The organism is Hymenobacter sp. BT18 (genome assembly GCF_012273015.1).
GTDB lineage: Bacteria > Bacteroidota > Bacteroidia > Cytophagales > Hymenobacteraceae > Hymenobacter > Hymenobacter lutimineralis.
The window spans coordinates 682,525-705,083 of record NZ_CP050954.1 but is presented as its reverse complement, the minus strand read 5'-3'; the positions used below and the strand labels follow the sequence as shown (position 1 = coordinate 705,083).

At 61.3% G+C, this 22,559-nt stretch carries 20 protein-coding genes; 10 read left to right on the top strand and 10 right to left on the bottom strand.

The window, feature by feature from the left end; genetic code table 11:
• Positions 1-2: 2 nt before the first annotated feature.
• Positions 3-395: a hypothetical protein gene (locus HER32_RS02980; RefSeq protein ID WP_168680414.1), complete on the bottom strand. Its 393-nt coding sequence runs from the start codon at positions 393-395 to the stop codon at positions 3-5.
• A 204-nt stretch (positions 396-599) separates the two neighbouring features.
• Between HER32_RS02980 and HER32_RS20295 the strand changes: the two genes are divergently transcribed.
• Complete coding sequence (locus HER32_RS20295) at positions 600-725, top strand: hypothetical protein (protein WP_262383875.1); 126 nt, start codon at positions 600-602, stop codon at positions 723-725.
• Positions 726-843: 118 nt separating this feature from the next.
• Complete coding sequence (gene uvrA / locus HER32_RS02975; RefSeq protein ID WP_168680412.1) at positions 844-3,375, top strand: excinuclease ABC subunit UvrA; 2,532 nt, start codon at positions 844-846, stop codon at positions 3,373-3,375.
• Positions 3,376-3,499: 124 nt separating this feature from the next.
• Here the strand turns inward: uvrA and HER32_RS02970 are convergent, their stop codons facing one another.
• Positions 3,500-4,174, bottom strand: a complete 675-nt coding sequence (locus tag HER32_RS02970) for a class I SAM-dependent methyltransferase (protein WP_168680411.1) — start codon at positions 4,172-4,174, stop codon at positions 3,500-3,502.
• Positions 4,175-4,464: 290 nt separating this feature from the next.
• Here HER32_RS02970 and HER32_RS02965 point away from each other — a divergent pair, with 290 nt between their 5' ends.
• Together HER32_RS02965 and HER32_RS02960 are read left to right on the top strand one after the other, a co-directional pair.
• The gene (locus HER32_RS02965; RefSeq protein ID WP_168680410.1) at positions 4,465-5,892 is read left to right on the top strand and encodes a phytoene desaturase family protein; all 1,428 of its coding nucleotides are present in this window, start codon (positions 4,465-4,467) and stop codon (positions 5,890-5,892) included.
• A complete protein-coding gene (locus HER32_RS02960) occupies positions 5,885-6,703 on the top strand; it encodes an alpha/beta fold hydrolase (RefSeq protein WP_168680409.1) in 819 nt (272 codons plus the stop codon). Before HER32_RS02965 ends, HER32_RS02960 begins: the two co-directional genes overlap by 8 nt.
• Here HER32_RS02960 and HER32_RS02955 read toward each other — a convergent pair.
• Positions 6,700-7,842, bottom strand: a complete 1,143-nt coding sequence (locus HER32_RS02955) for an FAD-dependent oxidoreductase (RefSeq protein ID WP_168680408.1) — start codon at positions 7,840-7,842, stop codon at positions 6,700-6,702. The genes HER32_RS02960 and HER32_RS02955 overlap by 4 nt on opposite strands.
• Before the next feature lie 179 nt (positions 7,843-8,021).
• Between HER32_RS02955 and HER32_RS02950 the strand changes: the two genes are divergently transcribed.
• The 3 genes from HER32_RS02950 to HER32_RS02940 all read left to right on the top strand — a co-directional run bounded on the left by HER32_RS02950 (position 8,022) and on the right by HER32_RS02940 (position 11,106).
• A complete protein-coding gene (locus HER32_RS02950; RefSeq protein WP_168680407.1) occupies positions 8,022-8,615 on the top strand; it encodes a class I SAM-dependent methyltransferase in 594 nt (197 codons plus the stop codon).
• A gap of 322 nt (positions 8,616-8,937) precedes the next feature.
• Complete coding sequence (locus tag HER32_RS02945) at positions 8,938-10,113, top strand: carbonic anhydrase (RefSeq protein ID WP_168680406.1); 1,176 nt, start codon at positions 8,938-8,940, stop codon at positions 10,111-10,113.
• An 81-nt stretch (positions 10,114-10,194) separates the two neighbouring features.
• Positions 10,195-11,106 (top strand): bestrophin family protein, encoded by a 912-nt coding sequence (locus tag HER32_RS02940; RefSeq protein ID WP_168680405.1) that lies wholly within the window; start codon positions 10,195-10,197, stop codon positions 11,104-11,106.
• Positions 11,107-11,126: 20 nt separating this feature from the next.
• Here the strand turns inward: HER32_RS02940 and purU are convergent, their stop codons facing one another.
• On the bottom strand, positions 11,127-11,978 hold the full coding sequence (gene purU / locus HER32_RS02935; RefSeq protein WP_168680403.1) for a formyltetrahydrofolate deformylase: 852 nt from the start codon (positions 11,976-11,978) through the stop codon (positions 11,127-11,129).
• A gap of 415 nt (positions 11,979-12,393) precedes the next feature.
• Here purU and HER32_RS02930 point away from each other — a divergent pair, with 415 nt between their 5' ends.
• Positions 12,394-13,494, top strand: coding sequence for a glycosyltransferase (locus tag HER32_RS02930; RefSeq protein ID WP_168680401.1), 1,101 nt, complete (start codon positions 12,394-12,396; stop codon positions 13,492-13,494).
• 131 nt (positions 13,495-13,625) lie between these two features.
• On the opposite strand, the gene HER32_RS02925 is transcribed toward HER32_RS02930, so the two are convergent.
• The 3 genes from HER32_RS02925 to HER32_RS02915 form a co-directional block, all read right to left on the bottom strand.
• Positions 13,626-14,456, bottom strand: coding sequence for a cyanophycinase (locus HER32_RS02925; protein ID WP_168680399.1), 831 nt, complete (start codon positions 14,454-14,456; stop codon positions 13,626-13,628).
• Between the two features lie 561 nt (positions 14,457-15,017).
• The gene (locus HER32_RS02920; protein WP_168680397.1) at positions 15,018-15,512 is read right to left on the bottom strand and encodes a ferritin-like domain-containing protein; all 495 of its coding nucleotides are present in this window, start codon (positions 15,510-15,512) and stop codon (positions 15,018-15,020) included.
• Positions 15,513-15,848: 336 nt separating this feature from the next.
• Positions 15,849-16,466, bottom strand: coding sequence for a hypothetical protein (locus tag HER32_RS02915; RefSeq protein WP_149069169.1), 618 nt, complete (start codon positions 16,464-16,466; stop codon positions 15,849-15,851).
• Positions 16,467-16,687: 221 nt separating this feature from the next.
• Here HER32_RS02915 and HER32_RS02910 point away from each other — a divergent pair, with 221 nt between their 5' ends.
• Positions 16,688-17,566: an alpha/beta fold hydrolase gene (locus tag HER32_RS02910; protein WP_168680395.1), complete on the top strand. Its 879-nt coding sequence runs from the start codon at positions 16,688-16,690 to the stop codon at positions 17,564-17,566.
• A 112-nt stretch (positions 17,567-17,678) separates the two neighbouring features.
• On the opposite strand, the gene HER32_RS02905 is transcribed toward HER32_RS02910, so the two are convergent.
• The 3 genes from HER32_RS02905 to HER32_RS02895 all read right to left on the bottom strand — a co-directional run bounded on the left by HER32_RS02905 (position 17,679) and on the right by HER32_RS02895 (position 20,285).
• Positions 17,679-18,698, bottom strand: coding sequence for a J domain-containing protein (locus HER32_RS02905; RefSeq protein WP_168680393.1), 1,020 nt, complete (start codon positions 18,696-18,698; stop codon positions 17,679-17,681).
• 214 nt (positions 18,699-18,912) lie between these two features.
• Positions 18,913-19,815: a histone deacetylase gene (locus HER32_RS02900; RefSeq protein WP_168680391.1), complete on the bottom strand. Its 903-nt coding sequence runs from the start codon at positions 19,813-19,815 to the stop codon at positions 18,913-18,915.
• A gap of 74 nt (positions 19,816-19,889) precedes the next feature.
• Entirely contained in the window at positions 19,890-20,285 is a 396-nt protein-coding gene (locus HER32_RS02895; protein WP_168680389.1) for an NUDIX hydrolase, read from the bottom strand.
• 936 nt (positions 20,286-21,221) lie between these two features.
• Between HER32_RS02895 and HER32_RS02890 the strand changes: the two genes are divergently transcribed.
• Positions 21,222-22,523, top strand: a complete 1,302-nt coding sequence (locus HER32_RS02890; RefSeq protein ID WP_168680387.1) for a PcfJ domain-containing protein — start codon at positions 21,222-21,224, stop codon at positions 22,521-22,523.
• The last annotated feature ends 36 nt before the right edge of the window (positions 22,524-22,559 follow it).

Sequence of the window (22,559 nt, the reverse complement as noted above, 5' to 3'; positions counted from 1 at the left end):
TCTTAGGCCTGCCTGAGGAGCCAGGAATAGCCGGAAGCAACGTCGTCAAACAAGACGACCATGGGCTGGGTCACGAACAGCATGGCGGTTTCCATGGACTTGCGCGCCGGCCAGTGCGGAGGGCAAATCCAGGCAACAAACCGGATGCCCTTTTCCGCCAGGGTCGTGTAGTAGTGCCCGCCTACCCAGCGGGCGCCCTTTTCCCACTCGCTGGTTACCTGGCTGTTGTCGTTGAGCATCTTGTAGCAGGAGCAGCTTTGCAGGTAGTGCAGCACCAGCTCGCCCCCTTTTTTAGCCGATACGGCGTCGTGCTGGCCTTTCCACTCCACGTACAGCCATTGGTTTTCCTCATCGAAAGCAATGGACAACGACGGCGTATCGTAGAAGGTGTGCATTGGTCGGGGAGCAGGGCAGCTGTACGGAGGAGCTTGGCTGGCTAGGAAGATACGGGTTGCGACGGGTATTTGCGCTATATAGAGCGCCTCTATTCTACGTTGCTGGCTAACCACCGGGTAGAAACGTTTTCCGCCTGCTTTTACGTAACTCCCGGCTGGATAGCTACTCTCTTTGTCTTCAGGCCCTCTAATTTCTGCATGACCATGAAAATGCCCGGAATGAACCGCGCCCCGCGCCCTGATTTTGATGACCGCTACACGAAGTGGGGCTGGTACGTTATGGCATTGATTGCCGTGGCCTGGCTGCTGTATGGCTTGTTTTTCAAGTAATTATACGAACCCCTGGTTAAGCGAAAGGCAGCATCAGTGGGGCCTGGACGCTGGCAGTGGTGTATAGTGTAGCGTAGGGAAAACCAGCCACAATCGGTTTACTGCCGTATTTTGGCCCATGACGCCTTCCTCTGCTTCTTCTAACCTTGATGGCTTTGTGCGCGTGCGCGGGGCCCGGGAACACAACCTCAAAAACGTAGACGTAGACATTCCCCGCGACGCCTTGGTCGTGTTTACCGGCGTGTCAGGCTCGGGCAAATCCTCCCTGGCGTTTGGTACGCTCTACGCCGAAGCCCAGCGCCGCTACCTGGAGTCGGTGTCGCCGTACGCGCGGCGGCTGTTTCACCAGATGGCCGTGCCCGAGGTGGATAGCATTGACGGGCTGCCCCCGGCCGTAGCCCTGCAGCAGCAGCGCGGTACACCCACTACCCGCTCGTCGGTGGGCTCGGTTACAACCTTGTCTAACTTGCTGCGCATGCTCTATTCCCGGGCCGGCGACTACCCCGTGGGCCAAAGCATCGTGTACGCCGAGGGATTTTCGCCCAACACGCCTGAGGGGGCCTGCCCGCAGTGCCACGGCCTGGGCCGCATCTACGAAGTGACGGAGCAAACCATGGTGCCCGACCCCACGCTCACCATCCGGGAGCGGGCCATTGCGGCCTGGCCCCAGGCCTGGGGCGGGCAAAACCAGCGCGACATCCTCGTCACGCTGGGCTACGATGTGGACACGCCCTGGAAAGACCTGCCCCAGAAAGACCGGGACTGGATTCTGTTCACTGAGGAGCAGCCCGTGGTGCCCGTATATCCTGGCTATTCGCCCGAGGAAACGCAGCGGGCCCTTAAGCGCCGGGAGCCGCCAAACTACATGGGCACCTTCACGGGCGTGAAGCGCCACGTGCTGCACACCTTCGCCACTACGCAAAGCCCGCTGATGAAAAAGCGGGCCCTGCAGTACATGCTTAGCACCGAGTGCCCCACCTGCCAGGGCAAGCGCCTGCGCCCCGAGTCCCTGGCCGTAAAGTTTGCTGGCCTCGACATTGCCGACATGGCCCGCCTGCCGCTCAAGCGGGTGGCTGCGCTACTTAAGCCCTACGCCGACGGTACCGCCGCGGGGCGCAAAAAGCACGACGCAGCTCACCCCGAGCAAATCATCGTAGCCCAGCGCATAGCCGAAGATTTGTGCGCCCGCCTGTCGGTGTTACTGGATCTGGGCCTGGGCTACCTGGCTTTGGAGCGCAGCACGCCTACGTTGTCGCCGGGCGAGTTGCAGCGCCTGCGCCTGGCCACCCAGCTGTATTCCAACTTGTTTGGGGTGGTCTATGTACTCGATGAGCCCTCGGCGGGCCTGCACCCTTCCGACACGGAAGCCCTGCTCAGCGCCCTGCACACGCTGAAAAAAGCCGGTAATTCGCTGTTTGTGGTGGAGCACAATCTGGACGTGGTACGCCAGGCCGATTGGCTCGTGGATGTGGGGCCGGCCGCCGGAGAGCAGGGGGGAGAAGTGTTGTACAGTGGTGTGCCGGCTGGCTTAGCCGACGTGGAAAGCTCCCAGACCCGCCGCTACTTGTTCAAGGAAGACCCCGCCGCAACGCGCACCCCGCGTCAGGCCAGCGGCTGGCTTAGGCTGCAGGGGGTAACGCGCAACAACCTCAGTAACCTTGCGGTGGAGTTTCCGCTGGGCGTGTTTACGACCGTTACGGGCGTGTCGGGTTCAGGCAAGTCGAGCCTGGTAAGCCAGGTGCTGGTAGAGCTGGTAGCGGAAAGCCTGGGCCAAACAGTGGAGGCGGAGGAAGAAGAAGCCGACCCGCTGGAGCAAGCCGCGCCGGTGCAAACCGGCGGAAGAATCGTGGCTGGGATAGAGCAGATCAAGCGCCTCGTGCGCGTGGATCAGAAACCCATCGGCCGCACGCCCCGCTCCAACATGGCCACGTACACCGGGCTGTTTGACCACGTGCGCAAGCTGTTCGCGGCCACGCCCGCGGCCAAAAAGCGCCGCTACGATGCCGGCCGGTTTTCCTTTAACGTAGCCAAAGGCCGCTGCGAAAACTGCCAGGGCGAAGGGTTTGTAATGGTCGAGCTGCTGTTTTTGCCCAGTGTATACGCCCCCTGCCCGGTCTGCCACGGAGCCCGCTACAACGCCAAAACCCTAGAAATAACCTACCGCGACAAGAACATTGCCGAGGTGCTGGGTTTGACCGTGGATGATGCCTGGGCCTTTTTTGCTGATGAGCCTGCCGTGCATCGGGCCCTCACGGTGCTGCGCGAGGTGGGCCTGGGGTATCTGCGCCTGGGGCAGCCCGCTACCGAGCTGAGCGGGGGCGAAGCCCAGCGCATCAAGCTGGCTACGGAGCTGCAGCGGGCCCAGCGCGGCAACTCCCTCTACATTCTGGATGAGCCTACCACCGGCCTGCACCCTTCGGACGTTGAAAAGCTCCTCACCCAGCTCGATGGCCTGGTAGAAGCGGGTAACACTGTCATTGTGGTGGAGCACGATATGCGCGTCGTGGCCGGCTCCGATTGGGTACTGGACATTGGACCCGGTGCCGGCGAGGAAGGGGGACAAGTGGTGGCTGCCGGAACCCCCGCCGCGGTTGCCAAAGTCAAAGAAAGCCGCACCGCTCCCTACTTGCAACGCTTTCTGCGGCAGTAATTCCAGCAGAGGCAAGAGCCCCCAGTGTGCACAGCGGTGCGGGGTGTCGCGCACTCACGCGCCTTTGCTGATCTACGGCACCGCCAACCAATTGGTAGAGCTCAGCAGCAGTAGCGTAGGTGTTTTAGCACTTCTGGGCAACAAGCTTTACCAGGCGCCGCGTTTCCCTGGTGAAGTCAGCAGGACCGACGGGCTCTTCGTAGCGCACAATGCGGAATCCTTTGGCCGCGTACTGCTGGGGAAGGTAATTAGTGTCAAAGCCTATTTGCTTGGTTGGCGAAGTATTCCAGGCCGCATTTACCTCGGCATGGAAGTTTTCGAACACGAGCAAGCCCCCCGGTTTTAGCGCTGCGTGCACTTCCGCTACGTGGGCTTCGTCGTCGGCGTAGCAGAGCACCACCAGGTCCCAGGCATTCGTACCCCAGTCGAAGGCGGCCAGCTCCTGGGCATGGGTACGCAGCAAAACGCCCAACTCCCGGGCCCGCTGCTGGGCATACAGCAAGGCTTGGTCGGCAAAGTCTACGCCCGTCACCTGCCAGCCTTGCTGGGCCAGGTACAGGGCGTTGCGGCCTTCGCCCATGTTCACATCCAGTGCCTGGCCGGGTGTGAGTCCCACTATTGTTTCGGTTAATAAGGCATTGGGCTGGGCATTGAAGCGCGTACGTCGCCAGGCTTCATCTACCAGGAAGTGGTTCCAGCGGCCCCGCTCATACTCGCGCAGCTGGGCCGGCGTGGCATTCGTGGGGGGAGGCAGGTTGCTGAAGTGGGCGGGAGAAGAACCGGGTGGTGGAACTGGCATAACACGACAACCAAGAGAACCGCTGGAAATTTGTTTCTGGCCGGCGTTGGCTTTGGCAGAGCAGTCTAAGCACCCCCCTGGGCTTGGCTGCTACAGCCAAGCCCAGGGGGGCCATCCAACGGAGAAGGCCCGCAACCGATGCTTACGCGATGCGCTAATCTCCGAAAAAGCTGGAAGTAAAGAGGCTTAATCGGATACGTAATGGAACAGAAATTTTCGGTAGTCATGCCCCGGTCTTATTGTACCGCTTGGTCGTATCTTTCTCCGCCCAAGCTGAAGCCCCTTCACCCATGCCTGAACATGTTTCCTCGCCGAATCCAGTGCTGGTTATTGGGGCTGGCATTGGTGGCCTGAGCGCCGCCATTCGTCTGGCACGGCTGGGCTATGCCGTACGGCTGCTGGAGGCCCGCCAACAGGCCGGCGGACTGGCCTCGGGCTTTACCTTGGCGGGGTTTTCATTTGATTCCGGCCCTTATATTCTGCTTGATCAGCCAGGGCTGGCCTGGGCTTTCCGGCAGCTCCAGGTACCAAACGAAGCGCTGCCGCTACGCCCCATCGACGCTGTGTACCATGTGTTGCAGGAAGATGGCTCCGTCACAGCCTTCGACCGCAGCCTGACTACGACGGCGGCCCGCTTCGAAGCTCAGGAGCCCGGTAGTGGGGCGCGCTATGCAGCCTTTGTGCGACGCACGTTCAGGATTCACCAGCTCATGAAGCCGCTGACCTTCACGAACCACCCCACGCCGCTGAAGGTGCTGCGGGCCGGGGGGTGGCGCCATGTACCCTTTCTGCTGAGCTCCCTGGGTACGGTGCTGGAGCAGGCCGGGCTGCCTCTGTCCGTGCGCAAAGGCATCAGCATCTGGACGCACATTGCCGGGCAACCCGTGTCGGAAGCGCCCAGTCCCATGGCCTTTGTCCCGGGCCTTTTCCACGAAGTGGGCTCCTTTTACCCTAGTGGCGGGATGCGGGCCATTCCGGAGCTGCTGGAAGCCACGGCCCGGGCAGCGGGTGTGCAAATTTCCTACAACACGAAAATTTCCCGCATTTGCACCCGCCACGGTGCCGTCACTGGTGTGGAAACCACGATGGGAGAGTTTATTGCCGCCGAGGCGGTGATTTCCAACTCAGCCGGCATCGGCACCTACACGGAACTGGTGCAGGAGCTAAAGCCCACCGACAAGCAGAAGCTCGAAGCCCTGCCGCTACAGTCGCCGGGCGTGTGCGTGTACCTGGCCGTGCGGGGCCTGAATCCGCCGTACTACATCCGCTTTAAGCTGCGTGGTAATGGCTGCACGGCCTTTGTACAACCGGGTTTGCTGGCCCCCGAGCTAGCGCAGGATGGTTGGTATCCGGCCCGCCTCATTGCGCCCCTCGATCATGCCACGGCCGCCAGCCTGGGGCCGGAAGGGCAGCACCAGCTGATGGATGAGCTGCTGGCCGAGCCCTGGTGGCAGGAAAACATTGCGGAGTACCGGGTGCTGCACCAGCGTACTACCTTCGAATGGGGGCAGGAATTCAACCTCTACCACGACAGCATGAACCCGGTGATGACGGCTAAGTTTATGCGCCAGGGCCGTATAGCCCACCGCAGCTCATCAATACGGGGCCTATATCTGGCCGGCAGCGCCACGCACCCCGGGCAGTGGGTCAGCTTCTGTGCCATTTCCGGCGTGTTGGCGGCAAATTGTCTGGCCGAAGACTTTCCGCGCCGTGCTTAGTACCACCACTGAACAGCCCCGGCCCGGCAAATGCCTGCGCGTAGCCCGGCTGGGCCAGGGCCAGGCCGTAGTACTGCTGCATGGCTACCCCGACAACCTGCAGGTGTTTAGTGCCCTGGCCCCCGAGCTGGCCCAGTATAAGCAGGTTATTGCCTTCGACTGGCCTGGTATGGGCTGCAGCGACGAGTGGCCCGGTGGGGCAACGCCCTTGCTTATGGCCAAGCGCCTCCGCGAGCTGCTCGACAGCTGGGAGCTCGACAAAGTCCACCTCGTGGGGCAAGACATGGGCGGGCAGCCGGCCTTGGTATTTGCGGCCATCTACCCCGAGCGGGTGCGTAGCGTGGTGGTGATGAACTCCCTGGTGAACGGGGCAGCTGCCACCTCCTGGGAAATCAGATGGCTGCGGCGCTTTGGGATAAACAAGCTCCTGCTGCGCCATTTGCCCTGGCTGGTGTTTGGGCGGGCCATGCGCACATTTACGCCAGGGGGTACCCGCCTCAGCCCGGCCCTGCGTCAGGATTTGTGGGGGGCTTTCCGCCGGCCAGCCGTGCGCGACTTCATTGTGCGCATGTGTGCTGGCTACGAGGGGCAGCTCAAGCGCCTGCCTGAGTGGTACGGCCAGGTGCAATGCCCCGTACTGCTGTTGTGGGCCGAGCACGACAAGCACTTTCCCGTGTTGCAGGCGGAGTCGTTACGGGCGTTTATTCCTCAGGCCCGGGTGCAGGTGGTGCCCGGGGCCGGACACTGGATGGTACTTACCCGAGCCGCCGAGGTAGCCGACCACCTCCGGCGCTTCTACCAGGAGCTTTAGAAGTTCAGGGAATACACCCGCCTAAACTGCTCGTCAATGATAAGCTGAGGCGTGGCCCGGATGACGAAGTTGCGCACAGCCGCCGAAGCATGTTGCCAGTAGCCTACTTTCCCCATGATTCGGGAAGTGCGCACAATGTACTGGGCCTTGGCGCGGCGCAGGCGCTGCATGGCGGCAAAAGCCTGCTCGGCGGTAGCCTCCTGTTCCAGGCATTGGGCCAGAGCATAGGCGTCTTCTACGGCCTGGCAGCCGCCCTGGCCCATGTAAGGTGTGGAGGCATGGGCCGCGTCGCCAATCAGGCATACCAAGCCCTGGCTCCAGCTGGGAATGGGGTCGAAGTCCGTGATATCGTTGCGGATAATACGGGGCTCATCGGCGGCGGCCAGAATAGCCCCGACGGGGTACGCAAAACCTTCGAACAAACGGAGCAAATGGGTCTTCAGCCCTTCGGGGTACGCTACCGGGTTGGGCGCATACTCACCCACAAACCAATCGACGAGGCCGTCGGCAATTTCGGAGAAGCCGAAGCGCACCCCGTTGGCCCACACTTCCATAATAGCCTGCTTAAACTCGGGCAGCAGTTCTACCGGTGAAATACCCCGCCAGACGACGTGGCCGGTGCGGCCAAACCGCGCCCCGGGAAACAGCTGCCCCCGCACTACCGAGTGGATGCCGTCGGCCCCGATCAGGTAGCCCGCCTGCAGGGTAGTCCCATCGGTAAAGGCCACCGTAACCCCCGTTTTGGACTGCGTGAAGTGCGCCACTGTTTTGGCCAGCTGTACGGTGCCGGGAGCCAGCTCAGCTAGCAAGATTTCCTGCAGACGGGCCCGGCGGATGGCGGTGGTGGTGTAGCCAAAGCGGCGCCGAATTTTCTCCTGGTCGGTGCGCATGATGGGCTGCATGCGGGCATCCACCACCTGTATGTTGCGCAGTGGCACCCCGGCGGCGTTAATTTTATCGGTAATGCCTAAGCGGTGAAATACCTGCATGGCGTTGGGAGCCATCCAGATACCGGCGCCCAGCGGCTTGATTTCGGGCGCCGACTCGCACACTGTGACCGGCAGCCCCCGGCGCTGCAGGGCCAGGGCCGTCGTCAGGCCCGCAATACCGCCGCCAATAATAAGTCCGGGAAGCTGCATAGAAAGATAAAGCCAAGAAGAAAGCACCGGGTAACCTTCGGGCGCCAGGGTTAAACATACGGTACAATCGGGGAATAGCCGCACGAGCTACCAGGGCAGGCGCTACGCCACCCAAATCTGGCCTGTAGCCGTACAGAGGCAAATTACCCCAGGGTTTATTCCGTCCTGATTTTCTGACCATGGCCTTTCTCGAAGAATTCCTCCGCAACCCGGCTACTGTAGGCTCCCTGGTGCCCAGCTCCCGGGAGCTGACTGATAACGTCACGGCGCCCATCGACTTTTCCTCGGCCAGCTGCATTGTGGAGTATGGGCCGGGCACGGGCGTGTTTACCGACATCCTGATGGCCCGGCGCCGGCCCGAAACGGTGCTGGTACTGGTAGAAGTAAGCCGCCGCTTCTGCCAGCTGCTGCAGGCGCGCTACGCCGACCACGCCAACGTGTACATTCTCCACGGCTCGGCCGATAAAACCGGCGACTACCTGCGCAAACTAGGACTTCCCAAGCCCGACTACGTCGTCTGTGGTTTACCTTTTAGCTCGCTGCCGCGTCGCCTGGGCTGGCGCATTCTGGAACACACCCGGGAGCTGCTGCTGCCGGCCGGCCAGCTCATTCTCTTTCAGTATTCTTTGCGCAACACCCGCTTATTTGAGCGGTTCTTTCAGCCGATAGGGCAGGAGCACGTGCTGCTGAACCTGCCGCCCGCCTACGTTTTGCGGTACCAGCCGCTTAGGGCTGCCCCCGCGCCCCGGGCCCGGCTCCGGCTGGAAGCATGATGCGTTGGGCGGGTGGATCAGCTGTGCAAAACGCCCCCGGCCACAGCCGAGATTAAAGCGTTTTATTCTTATTTTAATGAAAATATAAGACGGTTATAATGCAATATTAATTCCCGGCTTTTGGTTGAGCTTTACCTTTGTGACGGTGACACCCACTGCTTCGGCAGGTCCAGCGGCCTGTTGGCAGGGACACTCCTTGCGCTTTCCAGCTGACGTCCTCGTCCCTCTACTTCGGGCCCCTGGCCCGGCCTCCCCGGTCATTCAGCTTTCCTCTTCGCTGCCGCTAAACAGCGCCGGCACGCTCATGCCTTTTGCTTCGCCTATGTATACCGCCGCCGATGAGCCAAACCACAAACTACTCGCCGCCGGTGCCGCCGGGCCAGGGCTGCGGTACCTTCTGAATCGGCTGCTGCTGAAGCTGCGGCAGGGCTGGACCGGAGGGCTGCGGGAGCCGGCGGCAGTGGGAGCCCCCGGGGCCGCAGGACCACGCCGCCAGGTTATTCGCCTAGGGCGCAACGTGTCTTTTTTGCAGAAGGCCAGCCTCTTGGCCCGGCTCAGCCGCGTTGCCCCCCATACCATCTTGGTGCTGGATGGCACCCACTCCGTTTTTATTGACCCCGATATTCTAGGCGTAATTGAGTTGTTTCGCGAACGGGCCCGGCCGCACCATATTCAGGTGCTGCTGCTGCGCCAGGGCGACGACTACGCCCGCTCCCTGACCGAAACAACCAGTGCTGACCCCCGGGTGGCAGTCTTTGCGGCTTACTACTCGTTGTTTGTCAGTCCCTATCACTGGGTAGCAGCCAAGCTACGCAATGGCGCTGCCAGCCCCGGGGCTTCGCCCCGGTTTCTGTTTGTGGGCTACTCCGAGGCCTTGCCGGAGCCGGTTGCCAGCGGGCTTACGGGGCCCGAGCACGTATTTGCCTCCAGCCCAACCACTATGCAGGTGGTAAGCACGCCCCTGGGCCTGGACGCCGTACTGCGCTACGCCGTGCACACCCTGCACGTAGACCACCTGGTGCTGTGTGGGCACTGCGGCCGCAGTCCCGAGCCCCCGGGCGCCACCCGCGGCAAACCCACCGGTAAGCGTGGCCAGGCCACTACCCCCGAGCCCCTGGCCCCGGTGCTGGCCGACGTCACGGAGCCGGAAGCGGAGCCGGAGCGCAGCCGCCGGCTGGTTTCCCTCAGAATTATCGAACAGGTATATCAGTTGCAGGCTGCCTTGGTCACGCCGGCGGGCCAGCCCCCGGTGGCCGTGCACGGCTGGGTGTACGATGAGGCTCAAGGCATGCTGCACGACCTGGCCGTAGATGTGCGCCGCGATTTTGCCGAGTACGACACTCAGTTTCGGTACGAGGTAGCCGCCGGCGGCCTCCGCCAGCTGCCGGGCGACCTGCAGCTGACGCCCTTTCTGTACGCCGTGCAGGCCGCACACCCTGCCGGAACGGTGCTAGCGGTGCCCCCGCTGGTAAGCTCTGGGCCTTTGGGGGTGCCGTAGGCGCCGCCCGCTATTCCTTCTTCTCTATTCTTCCTGCCGGGGTTTACCTGCTCCGGGAGGTGTTACCTGTTTTCTTGAAGTATGCTACTCGACACCAAGCTTCCCATTTCCTACATATTCACGCGCATCAAGCCCGATATCATTCGCGTGCTGCTGATTTCCGGGGTATTCCAGCTCCTCAAGCTTTTCTTTTTTGCTTACCTGCCCCGGGTGCCCCTGCAACTGCCCACCATCCTCGGTAGCTGCATTTCCCTGCTGCTGGCTTTCACCCTCAATCAATCTTACGACCGGTGGTGGGAGGCCCGCAAAGTGTGGGGCGCCATCGTAAACGACTCCCGCAGTCTGGTGCTGCAAATCATGGGCTTTGTGCCCGACGACGTGCTGGGGGCCGGCAACGCGGAGTCGCCGCTCCGGCGCATAGCCTACCGGCAGATAGCTTGGTGCTATAGCCTGGGCCAGGCCCTGCGCGGCCTGGATATGACGGCTACGTTGGTGAAGTACCTGCCCAAAGCGGAAGTGAAATACACGCAGGGCCACGCCAACAAGCCCCTGGCGTTGCTTTCCCTGCACACCCGGCACATCAAACAGCTTTACCAGGAGCAGACCATCAACACCTACCAACAGGTGCAGCTGGACAGCACCCTCGTGCGCCTCTGCGACTCCATGGGCAAGGCTGAGCGCATCAACAGCACGGTGTTTCCCGTGAGCTATCGGCTGCTGGTGCACTTCTTTATCTACCTGTTTCTGATGACGCTTTCCCTGGGCCTGGTTGAAACCATTGGCCTCTGGGAAGTGCCGGTGCTGCTGGTCACGGCCTCCACGTTTTTTCTGCTGGAGCGCACCGCCCGCTACCTGCAGGACCCCTTCACCAACAAGCCCACCGACACCCCCGTGACAGCCATAGCGCGCACCATCGAAATCAACCTCAAGCAGCTGCTGCAGGAAGCCGATGTGCCAGCCCCGGCCCGGGCCGGGGAGTACTACCTGATGTAGCCGACCTGCGCGCCGGGCAACTAATCGAAAATGATGCTTTTGTTGCGGTGCACAAATACCTGCTCGTTGAAAATCAGCTTCAGCGAGCGGGCCAGCACAATTTTCTCCACGTCGCGGCCCGCCTGGGCCATTTCGCGGGCGCTGTGCGTATGGTCGACGGGAATGACGCTCTGGGCAATAATGGGGCCCTGGTCGAGCTGCTCGTTGACGAAGTGCGCCGTGGCCCCAATGATTTTTACGCCCCGCTCGTAGGCCTGGGCGTAGGGACTGGCCCCCACAAACGCCGGCAGGAAAGAGTGGTGGATGTTGATGAGGCGGTTGGCGTAGTGGGCCACAAACTCCGGCGACAGGATGCGCATGTACTTGGCCAGCACCACAAACTCGGGCTGGTACTGGGCCAGCACCTGCAGCACGACGGCTTCGTGGTCGGGGCGGCTCAGGCCCTCGTGGCTGATGTAGTGAAACGGCACCCCAAAGCGCTGGGTAAGATCGGCCAGCACCTCGTAGTTGCTGATAACGGCCAGCACGTGGGCATTCAGCTCCTGAAAGGCGTGGCGTACGAGCAACTCGCTCAGGCAGTGGTGCTCCTTGGTGGCCAGCAGCACAATGCGCTTGGGGCGGTTGTCGGAAAGCCGGATTTCGGCCGCGGCCGGCAGTACCTGGCGTAGCGCCTCGGTAAGGTCGGCGGGCTCGAAGGTGCCGGCTACCTCCGTGCGCATGAAAAAGTAGGTGTCCTGGCGCTCCACAAACTCGTCGTTGCGGATAATATTGAGGCCGTAGGCGTACAGCACGCCGGTAATCTTGTAAATCAGTCCGGCCTCATCGGGGCAGCGGATCAGCAGGAAGTGCGACGAGGCAGCGGCAGCAGACACAGGCAACAAGCTAAAGACCAGGAAGGCGGTAAAGGTACTGTGCTGCCTTTAAGTCAGCCGGTTATTTTTAGAGGAGCCTCTCCCTGTTGCCTTATAGGGTAGAAGCAGGGCCAGCCGGGGAACAACTGAGCCGCTTGGCCTACGCCGGGCAACAAAGCACTAGGCATAATTACGCAGTGAGAAATACTGGTTTCTCCCCGGCAAAGTAAGGGTTTTTCGCCTGTCGTTTCGGCCAAATGGGTGCGTATAGCCAGTAGCTGGCCACTTTAGGGGTTCTCGCGGGGCCAGCGTTTCTGCTTTCTGTTCAGCCCTAAGCTGCCTCCCCAGCCCTGCCTGCCATGCTACCAGCCGGCATCAGAGCCAACCTACTATGCCAGGGGTGCAGGAGCTTGGGGCCGTTCTACGCCGCTTCGTTATGCTCTTCCCAGCCGTTTTCTTTAGTGTCTTCTTTGGATTGTATGGCTTCGTGCTGCTCCTGGTAGCCAGGCGCCGACTGGTAGAACTTCCCGCTCTGGCTGCCGGGCCCCGGGTGAGCATCCTGCTGGCCGCCCGCAACGAAGCCGCGAATATCGAGCGGTGCCTGGGGGCGTTGGCGGCCCTGGACTACCCGGCCGAACAATTGGAAATTCTGATCGGGGATGATGCCTCCACCGATGACACCGTGGCGCTGGTACGCCGCTTTATTCACGGCAAACCCCAATTTCGTCTGGTGCCCATTGGGGGGCAGTTGGGCACGGCGCGGGGTAAAAGCAATGTGCTGGCCCAACTCAGCCGCGCTGCCACCACCGACTATTTCTTTATCACCGACGCCGACATGGCCCTGTCGCCCCGCTGGGTGCAGACTATGCTGGCCGCCGCTACCCCCGAAGTGGGCATTGTAACGGGCATCACCACGGCCGATGGCTCCCTGTTTGGCCGCCTGCAGGGCCTCGACTGGCTTTTCGGCCTCAACCTGATTCGGCTGCTTTCCGACCGGGGGCTGCCCGTAGCGGCCGTGGGCAACAACATGCTGGTGCGCCGGGCCGCCTACGAGTCCATTGGCGGCTACGAAACGCTGGCGTTCAGCATTACCGAAGACGTGCAGCTATTTGAGCGAGTAGTAGCCCAGGGCTGGCAGTTCCGCAACCTGATAGAGCCCGGCGTGCTAGGCGTCTCTGCTCCCCAGCCTACGGTGCGGCAATTGCTACGCCAGCGCAAGCGGTGGATGCGCGGTGCCGGCCGGTTGCCCTGGCAGCTGGGGGTACTATTCAGCTCTTATGGGGTCTTTTACACGGTGCTGGGCTGGCCGGGCCTCCTGCCGGGTGCTACGGTAGCGGCCCTGTACGCGGCCAAGATGCTGTTCCAAACCATTTTTCTGCACATCACGCTCCGGCAGGCGGGGCGCCAGGAGTCGTTGCCAGTGCTGCTGCTCTACGAGTTCTACCTGCTGGCCATGTCGGTGGCGGTGCTGGCCTATACGGTGCTGCCCCGGCCCATCGTCTGGAAAGAGCGGCGGTATACCTGGGCCGAAAGCTAGAACGGGGCCACCACCGGCCGCGGGAAGGGCTGACTGCTCGAAATATTAACCTACCGGAGCCCCGGCACAAACCGAAAAATTCGGTTTGTGCCGGGGCTCCGGTAGGCTACAGAAGAAGAGTCATGGGCGGCTTAGAAACCCGGCAGCGTATAGCACTGGCCTTTCGCCAGCAAGTGCAGCTGCAGGTCACGTATAGAAAATACTTCCCCGGGCTTAATCTCATAAATGGTGTTTCCGGTACACGCATGTCCGTCCAGGAGCACCACGATGCCGTTGCCAATGACTTCCAGCTCGTTGCCTTTCGTGACCAGCACCGCCGTGTCTTCTTCCAGGCCCAGGCCAAGGCAGCCAGGGTTGGTGGCAATAATCTGGGCCATGCGGATGATGCGGCCGCGGGCAATAAAATGGGTGTCGATGGCTACGTCGCGCAACAGTTGGAGCCCGGTCGTGATATGAATTTCATCCTTGAGGAAGCCGGCGTCGTTGCGGCCCTGGTAAATCATGGGCGTGCTCATGGCGGCGGCTCCGGCGCTGGTGCCGGCAATGACGATGGGCTCCTGCTGGTAGCGTTCCGTCAGGCGGGTCAGGAGCTGGGTGCCGCCCAGCAGGGCCGTTAGACGCAGCTGGTCGCCACCCGTTAGCATCACCCCGTCGGCCCGGTTGATGATGTCGAGGGCCTCCGCTCCGTTGGCTTGTTCCCGGCTTTGGATGTTGAGCACTTCCACGTGCTCTACTCCGAGGGAGGAAAATACCTGAACGTAGGCCTCCGCAGCTTTTTCCGGCTCCTCCGAGGCAGTGGGTATAACGACAACCGTGCGCTTGGCCGGCAACTCATCGACAAAGCGTTGCAGAATAAATTCGGCCGAGGCATCGTCGTTGGGTTGCTGATCGGGCGCCTGGCGTTGTTCGTGGCCGCCAATAGCGAGCAGGCGGCCCTTGGGTTGGGAAGAATGGGTTGGCATGAAAAGAGAAACAGTAAGCAAATAGTACGTTGGCAGGCTGCAGCCGGCAAGTGTCAGCCTGGGGGCCTGCCAGCAGGAAGGCTGCTAGCCGGGTATGCTCGCAGAGTTGGGCAAAAAGAGCTCAGCTCATCCTGACGCAGCAGGCCCGTACTGGTTCTTAGTTGCGGAACCCAGGGTCAGCTTGGTTGCTGGCTTGCAGCAGTCAGCGGTGAAAAAAGAAGCGGTTAGCGCCTAGTCACCTGCAGGTGAGGCTTCTCACTTGCGGAATACCAGGCCAGGGCAGTTAACAGAAAAAGACACAAACAGGGAGGTGCAGGCAATGCAATAGCTCAAAGCATACTAGCGGCTCCGGGCTGGAGGCTGCTGTGTAGTTAAACGGCCGCAAGGGGCAGTAGATGGTCGAGAAAACCCTTATTTTAGGCTGGAAAGCTGGTTTTTTCCTCCGGTTAATTACGGAGCACGCAACAGTTTGGCTGGTACAGCTGCTTTTTCCACTTAGCCTCACGAAAAATGCCCGCTAGCAGCGGGCATTTTTGTTGGTGCCATGACCGAAGCCGGAGGTTACTCTGCTTTGCGGTTGAGGTAGTTCTTGGCTAAGTCATTGAGCTTGGTGTCCGTCAGCTGCTCCTCGTCCAGGGTCTGGCGCAGCAGCTCGGCGGCCTGCTCGTGGCCGAGGCGCCCGGCAAAATGAGCAGCCGTGCCGTAGCCCGAAATTTCGTAGTGCTCGATGCGCTGCGCGGCGGCAATCAGGGCCGCATCCATCACTTCCTCCGTAGCCCGCTCCGACATAGTTTCCTGGCCTTCCGCAATCAGCCCGGCCATGGCCTTGCAGGTATGGCCCTCCAGGTCGAGGTTTAGGGCTTTGCCAATTCTTTCGAGGCGCTTTACCTGCGTTTCGGTTTCGTGCAGGTGCTTGCTGAATCCGGCCCGCAGGCGGCCATCCTTGGCTTTCTCCGCCATCAGCGGCAAAGCCTTTAGCAGTTGATTTTCGGCGCTATACAGGTCCTTGAGCTGCATTTCGAACAAATCGTCGAGGGTTTCCAGTTTGTCGAACATAACGAGGTAGAAAAAGGTGGGCGTAGGTGGTTCGGCCGGGAGAAGGGAAGGAGTGCTTCCCCACCTGGTCAAGCAGCATACGCGGGATGCCCGGGCACGTTAAACGCCCCCTCAGCCCAGGCTATGGTTTCATGACTCGGGCTAAGGGGCAAGGTGCTGCTGAGCAAGACTTTAGCCGGTGGTGGCGGAAAGTTGGGGCCCGCCGCCCGGAAAACACGTAGCAGTATTTGCGCAGTTTTCCCCGCGAAATCCGGGTTTTCATCCCCTTAGGGCTGCTCCAAGCGGGCATCATCTGCCGAGAGCTTTCCCGCCTAAGCCTGGTGAGCAAGGCAGTGACTAGGGCTGCGTGAAGCTGAGAAGCTCCAGCCGCTGCTGCAGCTGCCCGGTTTCGCGGGCGTAGTAGTTGGCGTGCACCATACCCAGGCCCGGCGTCACATATTCCTCGCGCTTTTGCACAAGGGGGGGACTCTGGTTGTGGTACTGATACTGCCACTCTATAGCGTAACGAATGGCGTTGTAACGGTGGCGGGAGGTAGCGACGGGGGCCGGCGCGGGGGCCCGCCACGTCATCACCCACAAGGTGTAGGTGGGGTATTCGTAGCCGTAGCCAATGGAGCCACCAAAGCGGGCGTTGGCGTAGAGGATGATGCCGGCCGGGTCGCTGGGGTTGTAGCGCACGTACCCGTTCTGGTTGTTCTGAACAATGTCGCGGTTGCTGAGAATATACCAGGTACTCTGATTAATAAGCGTGTCGCGCAGCACTGTGCGCGTGAAAATAGTGCTGTCGGTAACGGCCCCGTTGTCATCAAAATAGTAGCGTTGGTACATCCACGTGTTGCCCACGCGTAGGGGAACCACTTGTTCGGGGGCGGGGGCCATAGCAGCCTCTTTCTGACAGGAAATAAGCCCCACAATGCCAAGCAGAAGCAAGGCGGGGCGTGGAAATATGGGCATAGTATAAGATGGGCAAGGGCGGGCCGTGGGCGGGGCCAAAGAGTAGAGCCGCTTTAGCCCCCGGAAGTTGCACCGACTAAGTATCCTGGGCCCCAGATGGGGTTGCCAAGCTGCCTACTCCCACGTAGCTAAGCTGAGGCAGCGCCAGCCTAAACGATGACCATCCAAGCAAGCCCCTGCTGTGCGACCTGCCCAACTTCATCCCTGCGTAGCTTTGCCGCATGACCAAAGGCCTTGTTCAAACCACCCCGCCAGAGCCCGCTGCCCTGAAACTGCTGCGCCTGAAGCTGCGCCTGCAGGCGGCCGTATCCACGGAATGGGCGTTTGGGGCGGCCTGGCGCATCTTCACCACGCCACGGCGGCTGCCGGAGAAGCTTTGGGAAGCAGCGGCCCTGGCCGGGGCGCGGCGCTTCACGGTGCCGAGCGGGCCCTATACCATCGCAGCCTACGAGTGGAACCCCACCGGCCGGCGCACCGTGCTGCTGGTCCACGGCTGGGAGCACCGGGCCAGCTTCTGGGGAGCTATGGCGGCCGGGCTGGTGGCGGCGGGCTACCGCGTAGTGGCCCTCGATGGACCGGCCCACGGGGCCTCCAGCGGCTCGCGCACTACGCTGCCGGCCTTTGCCCGTGCCATCCAAGCCGTGGCCGACAGCCTGGGCGAGGTGTATGCGGTTGTCGCGCACTCCTTTGGGGCCGCTGCTACTGTGGGCGTGCCGGTGCAGTTCAACCAAGCCACCGGAGGGCAGCTGCCGCGCCTGGTCCTACTGGCCGCCCCGGGCAGCACCACGGCCGTGGCCCAGCGTTTCGCGGCCTTTCTGCATCTTCCGAATGCCGTAGTAGCACGCATGGGCCGCTACATCCAGGAGCAGCAGGGCCGCGACGCCGAAAGCTTCAGCCTCATGCAGGTGGGGTGCCACTTTCCCGCCGGCCGCGCCCTGCTTTTCCACGACCACGCCGACGAAAGCATCCCCTTCGCCGAGGCCGAGGAAATTGCTGCCAACTGGCCGGGCTTGATGTTTCACCCTACTACCGGCCTGGGCCACAACCGCATCATGCGGGATGATGCGGTGATAGGGGAGGTAGTGGCATTATTAGGGTAAAGGCAGGGAACTCAGCACGTCATTCCGAGCGAAGCGGTAGAGATGCTTCGGCTTCACGGACGCCAGATGAAGCATGACAGCCTGGGTTGTCCTAACCATTCATTTTCCCCTCTCACACTGTGTCGTGGCCCTCGGCGGCTAGCTCGCGGAGTACTTCGCGCAGGCCGCTGGGGTCCTGAATCAGGCGGTGGACGTGGTGGAGATACTCGGCCTCGGCCCGGAGGTGGCGCTTGAGCTGGCGGATTTCCTGCTCGCGCTTTTTGCCGGTAGTGCCGCTAAAGCCGTTGTCGCCGAATTTCAGCTCGTTCAGCTGGGTTTTCAACTCTAGCTGCTGCTGGTGCAGGGCCTGGGTGTAGCGCAGCAGCAGCGTTTCGTCGGTGGCCGCCGCGGGGGCCGACTCGGACAGGAGCTGGAGCAGGGTGTAGAGGTCGTTGGTTTCGTAGGCCTCCGTGATGCGCTGCATGAGCTGAGTGCGCTGCTCCCGAATGGCTTCGTCCTGAGTCAGATCGGGGTGGTGGGTGCGGGCCAGTTGGCGGTACAGGGTTTTGGTGTTCGACAAGAGCAGCTGCTCCTGAGTACGGGTTTGTGCGGCGGCGGCTTCCTCGGCTTTCTGCTGCTTGGTTTTGCGCCGGGCACGGGCCGCGGCTGCGGCCTGCTCGTGCGGGGGCAGGGTGGGGTCGAACGGTTCGGGCGCGGGAGCAGGAGCGTCTTCGTCCGGGGCGTTGTCGTCCTCGTCGGCGCGGCGGCGCGGGGCGTACTTGCGCAGGATTTCGGCGGCATCTTCCCCGAACCGGTTTTGCAGGGCGCGGGCATTGCCCACCAGCAAAGCCGTAATCTGCTGCTCCTCCAGGCGGCTGAAGTAGCCCAGCAGCAAGGCTTCTTCCAGCGGCGCGAACAGCGCCTGACGGGCGCGCACCACTTCCTGGGCGGCGGGCCCTACCTGCTGCCAGTAGCGCCGGCGTGCCTCGGCCTGCTCCTGCTGCAGGTCCCGCAGCCGCTGGCGCAAACCTTCAACCTGCGCCACCGCCTCCCGAAACGCTTGCTGAGCCGGAGTACCGGGTGCTTCGGCGGGCGCGGGCGTAGGCAGCTGATTGGCGGCAGGCAGGTCGGTGAGCGGGTTGTGCAGGTTCATGCCCGCAAAGGTAGGGGAGGAGAATGTGCTGAGGTGGAGAATGTGGGGAATGTGCGGAGGTGCCCCTCTGACGTCAGGGGGCTTTTCGCTTTGCAGGGCCGGGCACGTTGCCCGGGACGGATGGCGTCGTCCCTGGCCTGATGCGCCACCTGCTCGCCGAAAGGCATTAGCACCTCCGCACATTCTTCACATTAGCACATTCCCCACATTCCCCTCACCCATACAGCTCGTAGGCTACCCGGAATGTGTTGCAGTGCGCGTCCACGATGTCGCGCAGCAGCTCGGAGTAGCCGCCGCCCATGCTTACGGCCACAGGCAGCTCATGCTGGCGGCATAAACCCAGCACGTATTCGTCACGCTGGCGGCAGCCGGCTTGGGTGAGGGCCAGCTTGCCCAGCTTATCGGTAGCCAGCACATCTACCCCGGCCTGAAAGAAGATAAAATCAGGCTGCACCTCGCTTAGCAGCCGCGGCAGCGTTTCTTGCAGAATGCGCAGGTAAGTGGCATCGTCGGAGCCCAGCTCCAGGGCCACGTCCAGGTCCGACTGCTCTTTGCGCAGGGGGTAGTTGGCCCCCGCGTGCATGGAAAAGGTGAACACGCGCGGCTCGTGCCGGAAGATGCTGGCCGTGCCGTCGCCCTGATGCACGTCCAGGTCCACCACCAGGATTTGCCGGGCCAGCTGGTGATGAAGCAGGTGAGCGGCGGCCACGGCAATGTCGTTGAGCACGCAAAACCCTTCGCCCCGGTCCCGGAACGCGTGGTGGGTGCCGCCGGCCAGACTCAGGCCAATGCCATCCTGCAGGGCCCGCCGCGCCGACTCTACCGTGCCGGCCACGCTGCTTAGGGAGCGGCGCACCAGCTCGGGGCTCTGGGGCAAGCCCAGCCGGCGCACCTCGGCGGGGGAGAGGCGCAGCTCCTTTACCTTGTGCCAGTACTCGGCCGAGTGCACGCGCAGAATGTCTTCCTCGGAAGCCAGGCCCGGGTCGTAGATATCGGCGGGCTGCGCAACGCCCTGCCACAGCAGCTGCTCCCGAATCAGGGCGTACTTGGCAATGGGAAAGCGGTGGCCGTCGGGCAGCGTGATGGAGTAGTTTTCGGAGGAAGCAAGGCAGGGCATGGAAGCTGCTTCTACGTCTGAGGGCTCGACTGGTTTGTGGCCGCATGCTGAGGCAGGCATTGCGCTGCCACCACTCAATCGGCCAAGAGTTGCCGTTCCCGAAGCCAGTCGAAGATAATTTGATCTACCGCGGACACCCGGTGACGGTCTTGGTACGTCAGCCAGGCAATTTCCTCGATTTCGGCGGCCGGCTCCAACTGGCCTTCATACTGGGCTAGGTAGCACGTCATGCGCACCATTACGCCGGCCGCATGCCCGTAGGCTTGGGCCTCAAACGTACCCACATAACGAAGTGTAGTGGGGTCCAGAGTGACGGTCAGCTCCTCTTTTATCTCGCGTACCAAGGCCTGTGTATCCGTTTCGCCCGTTTCCCGCTTACCGCCAGGAAAGTAAAAGCAGTCCTTGCCCCGACTACGGGCACTTAGCACGCTGCCGTTTTGCAGGTGTAGCCAAGCTATTTTATCAATCATCAGAAGCGCAGTGGTTGGGGGATAGTACCTGAGTATAGGTTCGCAGGCCGTGCCCGCTCACCCATCAGCCGTAGTAAGGTACAAGGCCTGGTCGGAATATTTCGTTGTTAGGGGTTTTGTAAGAGTATGGAGCTGTTCTTAAGCAAATGCTGATAAACCGTGTCTGTTTAATAAATAATATACGATAGGTGTGAAATGTGTTATGATTTGAATTTTGTTTGAAAAAATATTTAAAATATTTTATAAAAAATTTGGATGAAGTAAAATAACCTTTCTACCTTTGACCCGTTCAAAGACCCAAACGTCACCGACTTCTACCACTTCCCTCGTCATGCGCCGGCACTACAATAAATTAGCAGGTACCCCATCAATGCTGGATAGCAAGATCCAGCCGGGGTTCGGCGCGCTAGCAGCAAGGTGAAGTTCTATCCATAGAATCATCCTCCGCAAAACGCCCGAATCCCACCAGATTCGGGCGTTTTGTTTTTCAACTATCTGTTACCCATTCTCCTTTCTCCCATGCTTACGCCCAACCAGCTCCGCTCCATTGTCGCCCGCAATCGGGTGTTCAGTACCCGGTGCCACGTGGGCTGCATACGGGCTACGTGTCTACTTAACCGACGCCGAAAACGCGGCGACGAAAAGAGAAATAGAGTAAAATCGGCTAGCTAAAATCGAATTAAATTCCGGGTTTTATTTCCTGTTTTATTGCCTTTATTGAGGTAATAAGGAAGAATATTGTCCACGGTTTTCAAATAAAATAACTTCCAAAATAGCAGTATTCGTGCGCGAATAGCTGGCTGATTTTTTACGTCCTTTTTTTCGATTTGTCATGTACGAAGGTTTCCGGATTCTGCTTTATCCCAGCGCGCCCCCGGCGCCAACCTCTTCTGATTTTTCAATCGGTAAACGACCCCGCGAGGGCAACCCCGACCGATGGCTAACCGTCACAAACCATTATCCCACGAAGCCTGGCAAGCCGAGCAAGCAGTAATTGTGCTGGCGGCAGCCCGGCGCCTCTACTGGCGCAAATGGCCGCTCCGCCAGCAGGTAGAATACTTATTTAACCAGGGCGGCCCTTTGACGGCCGTACAGGCCCAACTCGGCACCGACTGTGTGTTGCTTCCGTTCTACGAAGCCTGCATCCTCAATCAGCCGGAGGAAGTAAGCCAGCGGCAGCGAAAAGTGCTGCTGGCCCTGGCCGACCAACGCAGCGAGCTGCTGTGGCGCCCCGAGCTTTGTCAGGCCCTGGCTGCCATCGGCAAGCACTATCCCCAGCGCCGGCGCGAGCTGGCCGACTGGAAACCCCGCAGCCGAAACCCATTCCGGCAGCTGGAAAGCCTGGTTCGCCACCTGTTCGACCAGTATGGCGACGTGCCAGCCTGGGTGCTGAACTCCTGGATAGCGGGCCGGCTGTACGAGGGTATCGACATTCCGCGGCTTACGCTCCACCTTGGGCAAGGCCTGGCGTTGCGCAAGTTTCAGGGACTCCCACTGACGCTGACCCGCAAGCTGGAGCACCACCTGCGACAAGCCCCGGCAAACTGCACGTTTCTGGAAGCCCTACGCTACGCCCAGCTTGCCGACCGTGACGCGCTAAGCTGGCTGGGACCGGTGCTGGACTCGCGGCTGGGCCGGGAAATCGGGCGCGACGACAGCTTCTGGCTAACCGTAGTCGACTTTTTTCGGGCTGCTCCCGCAGTTGATATGTGGCGTTTCGGCCCGGTTTGCGACTGGATTCACCAGAAGCGGAGCGTAGGCCTGCCACTGGAGCCGCCACAACCCGGCTTCACGCTCAAGGGGCGCTCCATGGCGAGTGTGCTGCACCAAACGGAGCAGTGGCACCGTCAGGTAGCCCGCCTTCCGCCAATACCCGAAGAGGGTGTCGACATTACAGCAGCTACTACCTGGGAACCCCTAGCGGTAGCCGATTTCAACGGGGGCGGGCCGGGCAAAGTGCAGATTACCCAACTGCGCACTTACCGCGACTTGCTCCGGGAGGGCTGGGCTCAGCGGCACTGCGTTTCCACCTATGTGCAAGCCTGCGTGCGGGGCCGCTGCGGCATCTTCTCGCTCACCGTTGGAGGCGTGCGGGCCCTTACCCTCGAGGTGCTGGCCAACCGCACCATCGTGCAAGCCCGGGGCGTGTTCAACCGGCGCATGAATGATGAGGAGTTGAGCTGGGTGCAGCGCTGGGCCAATGAAAACCGCCTGCTGGTGCCAAAGCACCTGTACTAAAGGTCAGCTGCTGGTCTTGCCATAAGCGGCCAGCAA

Excerpts from the sequence above, each read along its gene's own strand:
- HER32_RS02980 (WP_168680414.1), bottom strand. The coding sequence starts at position 395 with ATGCACACCTTCTACGATACGCCGTCGTTGTCCATTGCTTTCGATGAG.
- HER32_RS20295 (WP_262383875.1), top strand. The coding sequence starts at position 600 with ATGAAAATGCCCGGAATGAACCGCGCCCCGCGCCCTGATTTTGATGAC.
- uvrA (WP_168680412.1), top strand. The coding sequence starts at position 844 with ATGACGCCTTCCTCTGCTTCTTCTAACCTTGATGGCTTTGTGCGCGTG.
- HER32_RS02970 (WP_168680411.1), bottom strand. The coding sequence starts at position 4,174 with ATGCCAGTTCCACCACCCGGTTCTTCTCCCGCCCACTTCAGCAACCTG.
- HER32_RS02965 (WP_168680410.1), top strand. The coding sequence starts at position 4,465 with ATGCCTGAACATGTTTCCTCGCCGAATCCAGTGCTGGTTATTGGGGCT.
- HER32_RS02955 (WP_168680408.1), bottom strand. The coding sequence starts at position 7,842 with ATGCAGCTTCCCGGACTTATTATTGGCGGCGGTATTGCGGGCCTGACG.
- HER32_RS02950 (WP_168680407.1), top strand. The coding sequence starts at position 8,022 with ATGGCCTTTCTCGAAGAATTCCTCCGCAACCCGGCTACTGTAGGCTCC.
- HER32_RS02945 (WP_168680406.1), top strand. The coding sequence starts at position 8,938 with ATGTATACCGCCGCCGATGAGCCAAACCACAAACTACTCGCCGCCGGT.
- HER32_RS02940 (WP_168680405.1), top strand. The coding sequence starts at position 10,195 with ATGCTACTCGACACCAAGCTTCCCATTTCCTACATATTCACGCGCATC.
- HER32_RS02930 (WP_168680401.1), top strand. The coding sequence starts at position 12,394 with ATGCTCTTCCCAGCCGTTTTCTTTAGTGTCTTCTTTGGATTGTATGGC.
- HER32_RS02925 (WP_168680399.1), bottom strand. The coding sequence starts at position 14,456 with ATGCCAACCCATTCTTCCCAACCCAAGGGCCGCCTGCTCGCTATTGGC.
- HER32_RS02920 (WP_168680397.1), bottom strand. The coding sequence starts at position 15,512 with ATGTTCGACAAACTGGAAACCCTCGACGATTTGTTCGAAATGCAGCTC.
- HER32_RS02915 (WP_149069169.1), bottom strand. The coding sequence starts at position 16,466 with ATGCCCATATTTCCACGCCCCGCCTTGCTTCTGCTTGGCATTGTGGGG.
- HER32_RS02910 (WP_168680395.1), top strand. The coding sequence starts at position 16,688 with ATGACCAAAGGCCTTGTTCAAACCACCCCGCCAGAGCCCGCTGCCCTG.
- HER32_RS02905 (WP_168680393.1), bottom strand. The coding sequence starts at position 18,698 with ATGAACCTGCACAACCCGCTCACCGACCTGCCTGCCGCCAATCAGCTG.
- HER32_RS02900 (WP_168680391.1), bottom strand. The coding sequence starts at position 19,815 with ATGCCCTGCCTTGCTTCCTCCGAAAACTACTCCATCACGCTGCCCGAC.
- HER32_RS02895 (WP_168680389.1), bottom strand. The coding sequence starts at position 20,285 with ATGATTGATAAAATAGCTTGGCTACACCTGCAAAACGGCAGCGTGCTA.
- HER32_RS02890 (WP_168680387.1), top strand. The coding sequence starts at position 21,222 with ATGGCTAACCGTCACAAACCATTATCCCACGAAGCCTGGCAAGCCGAG.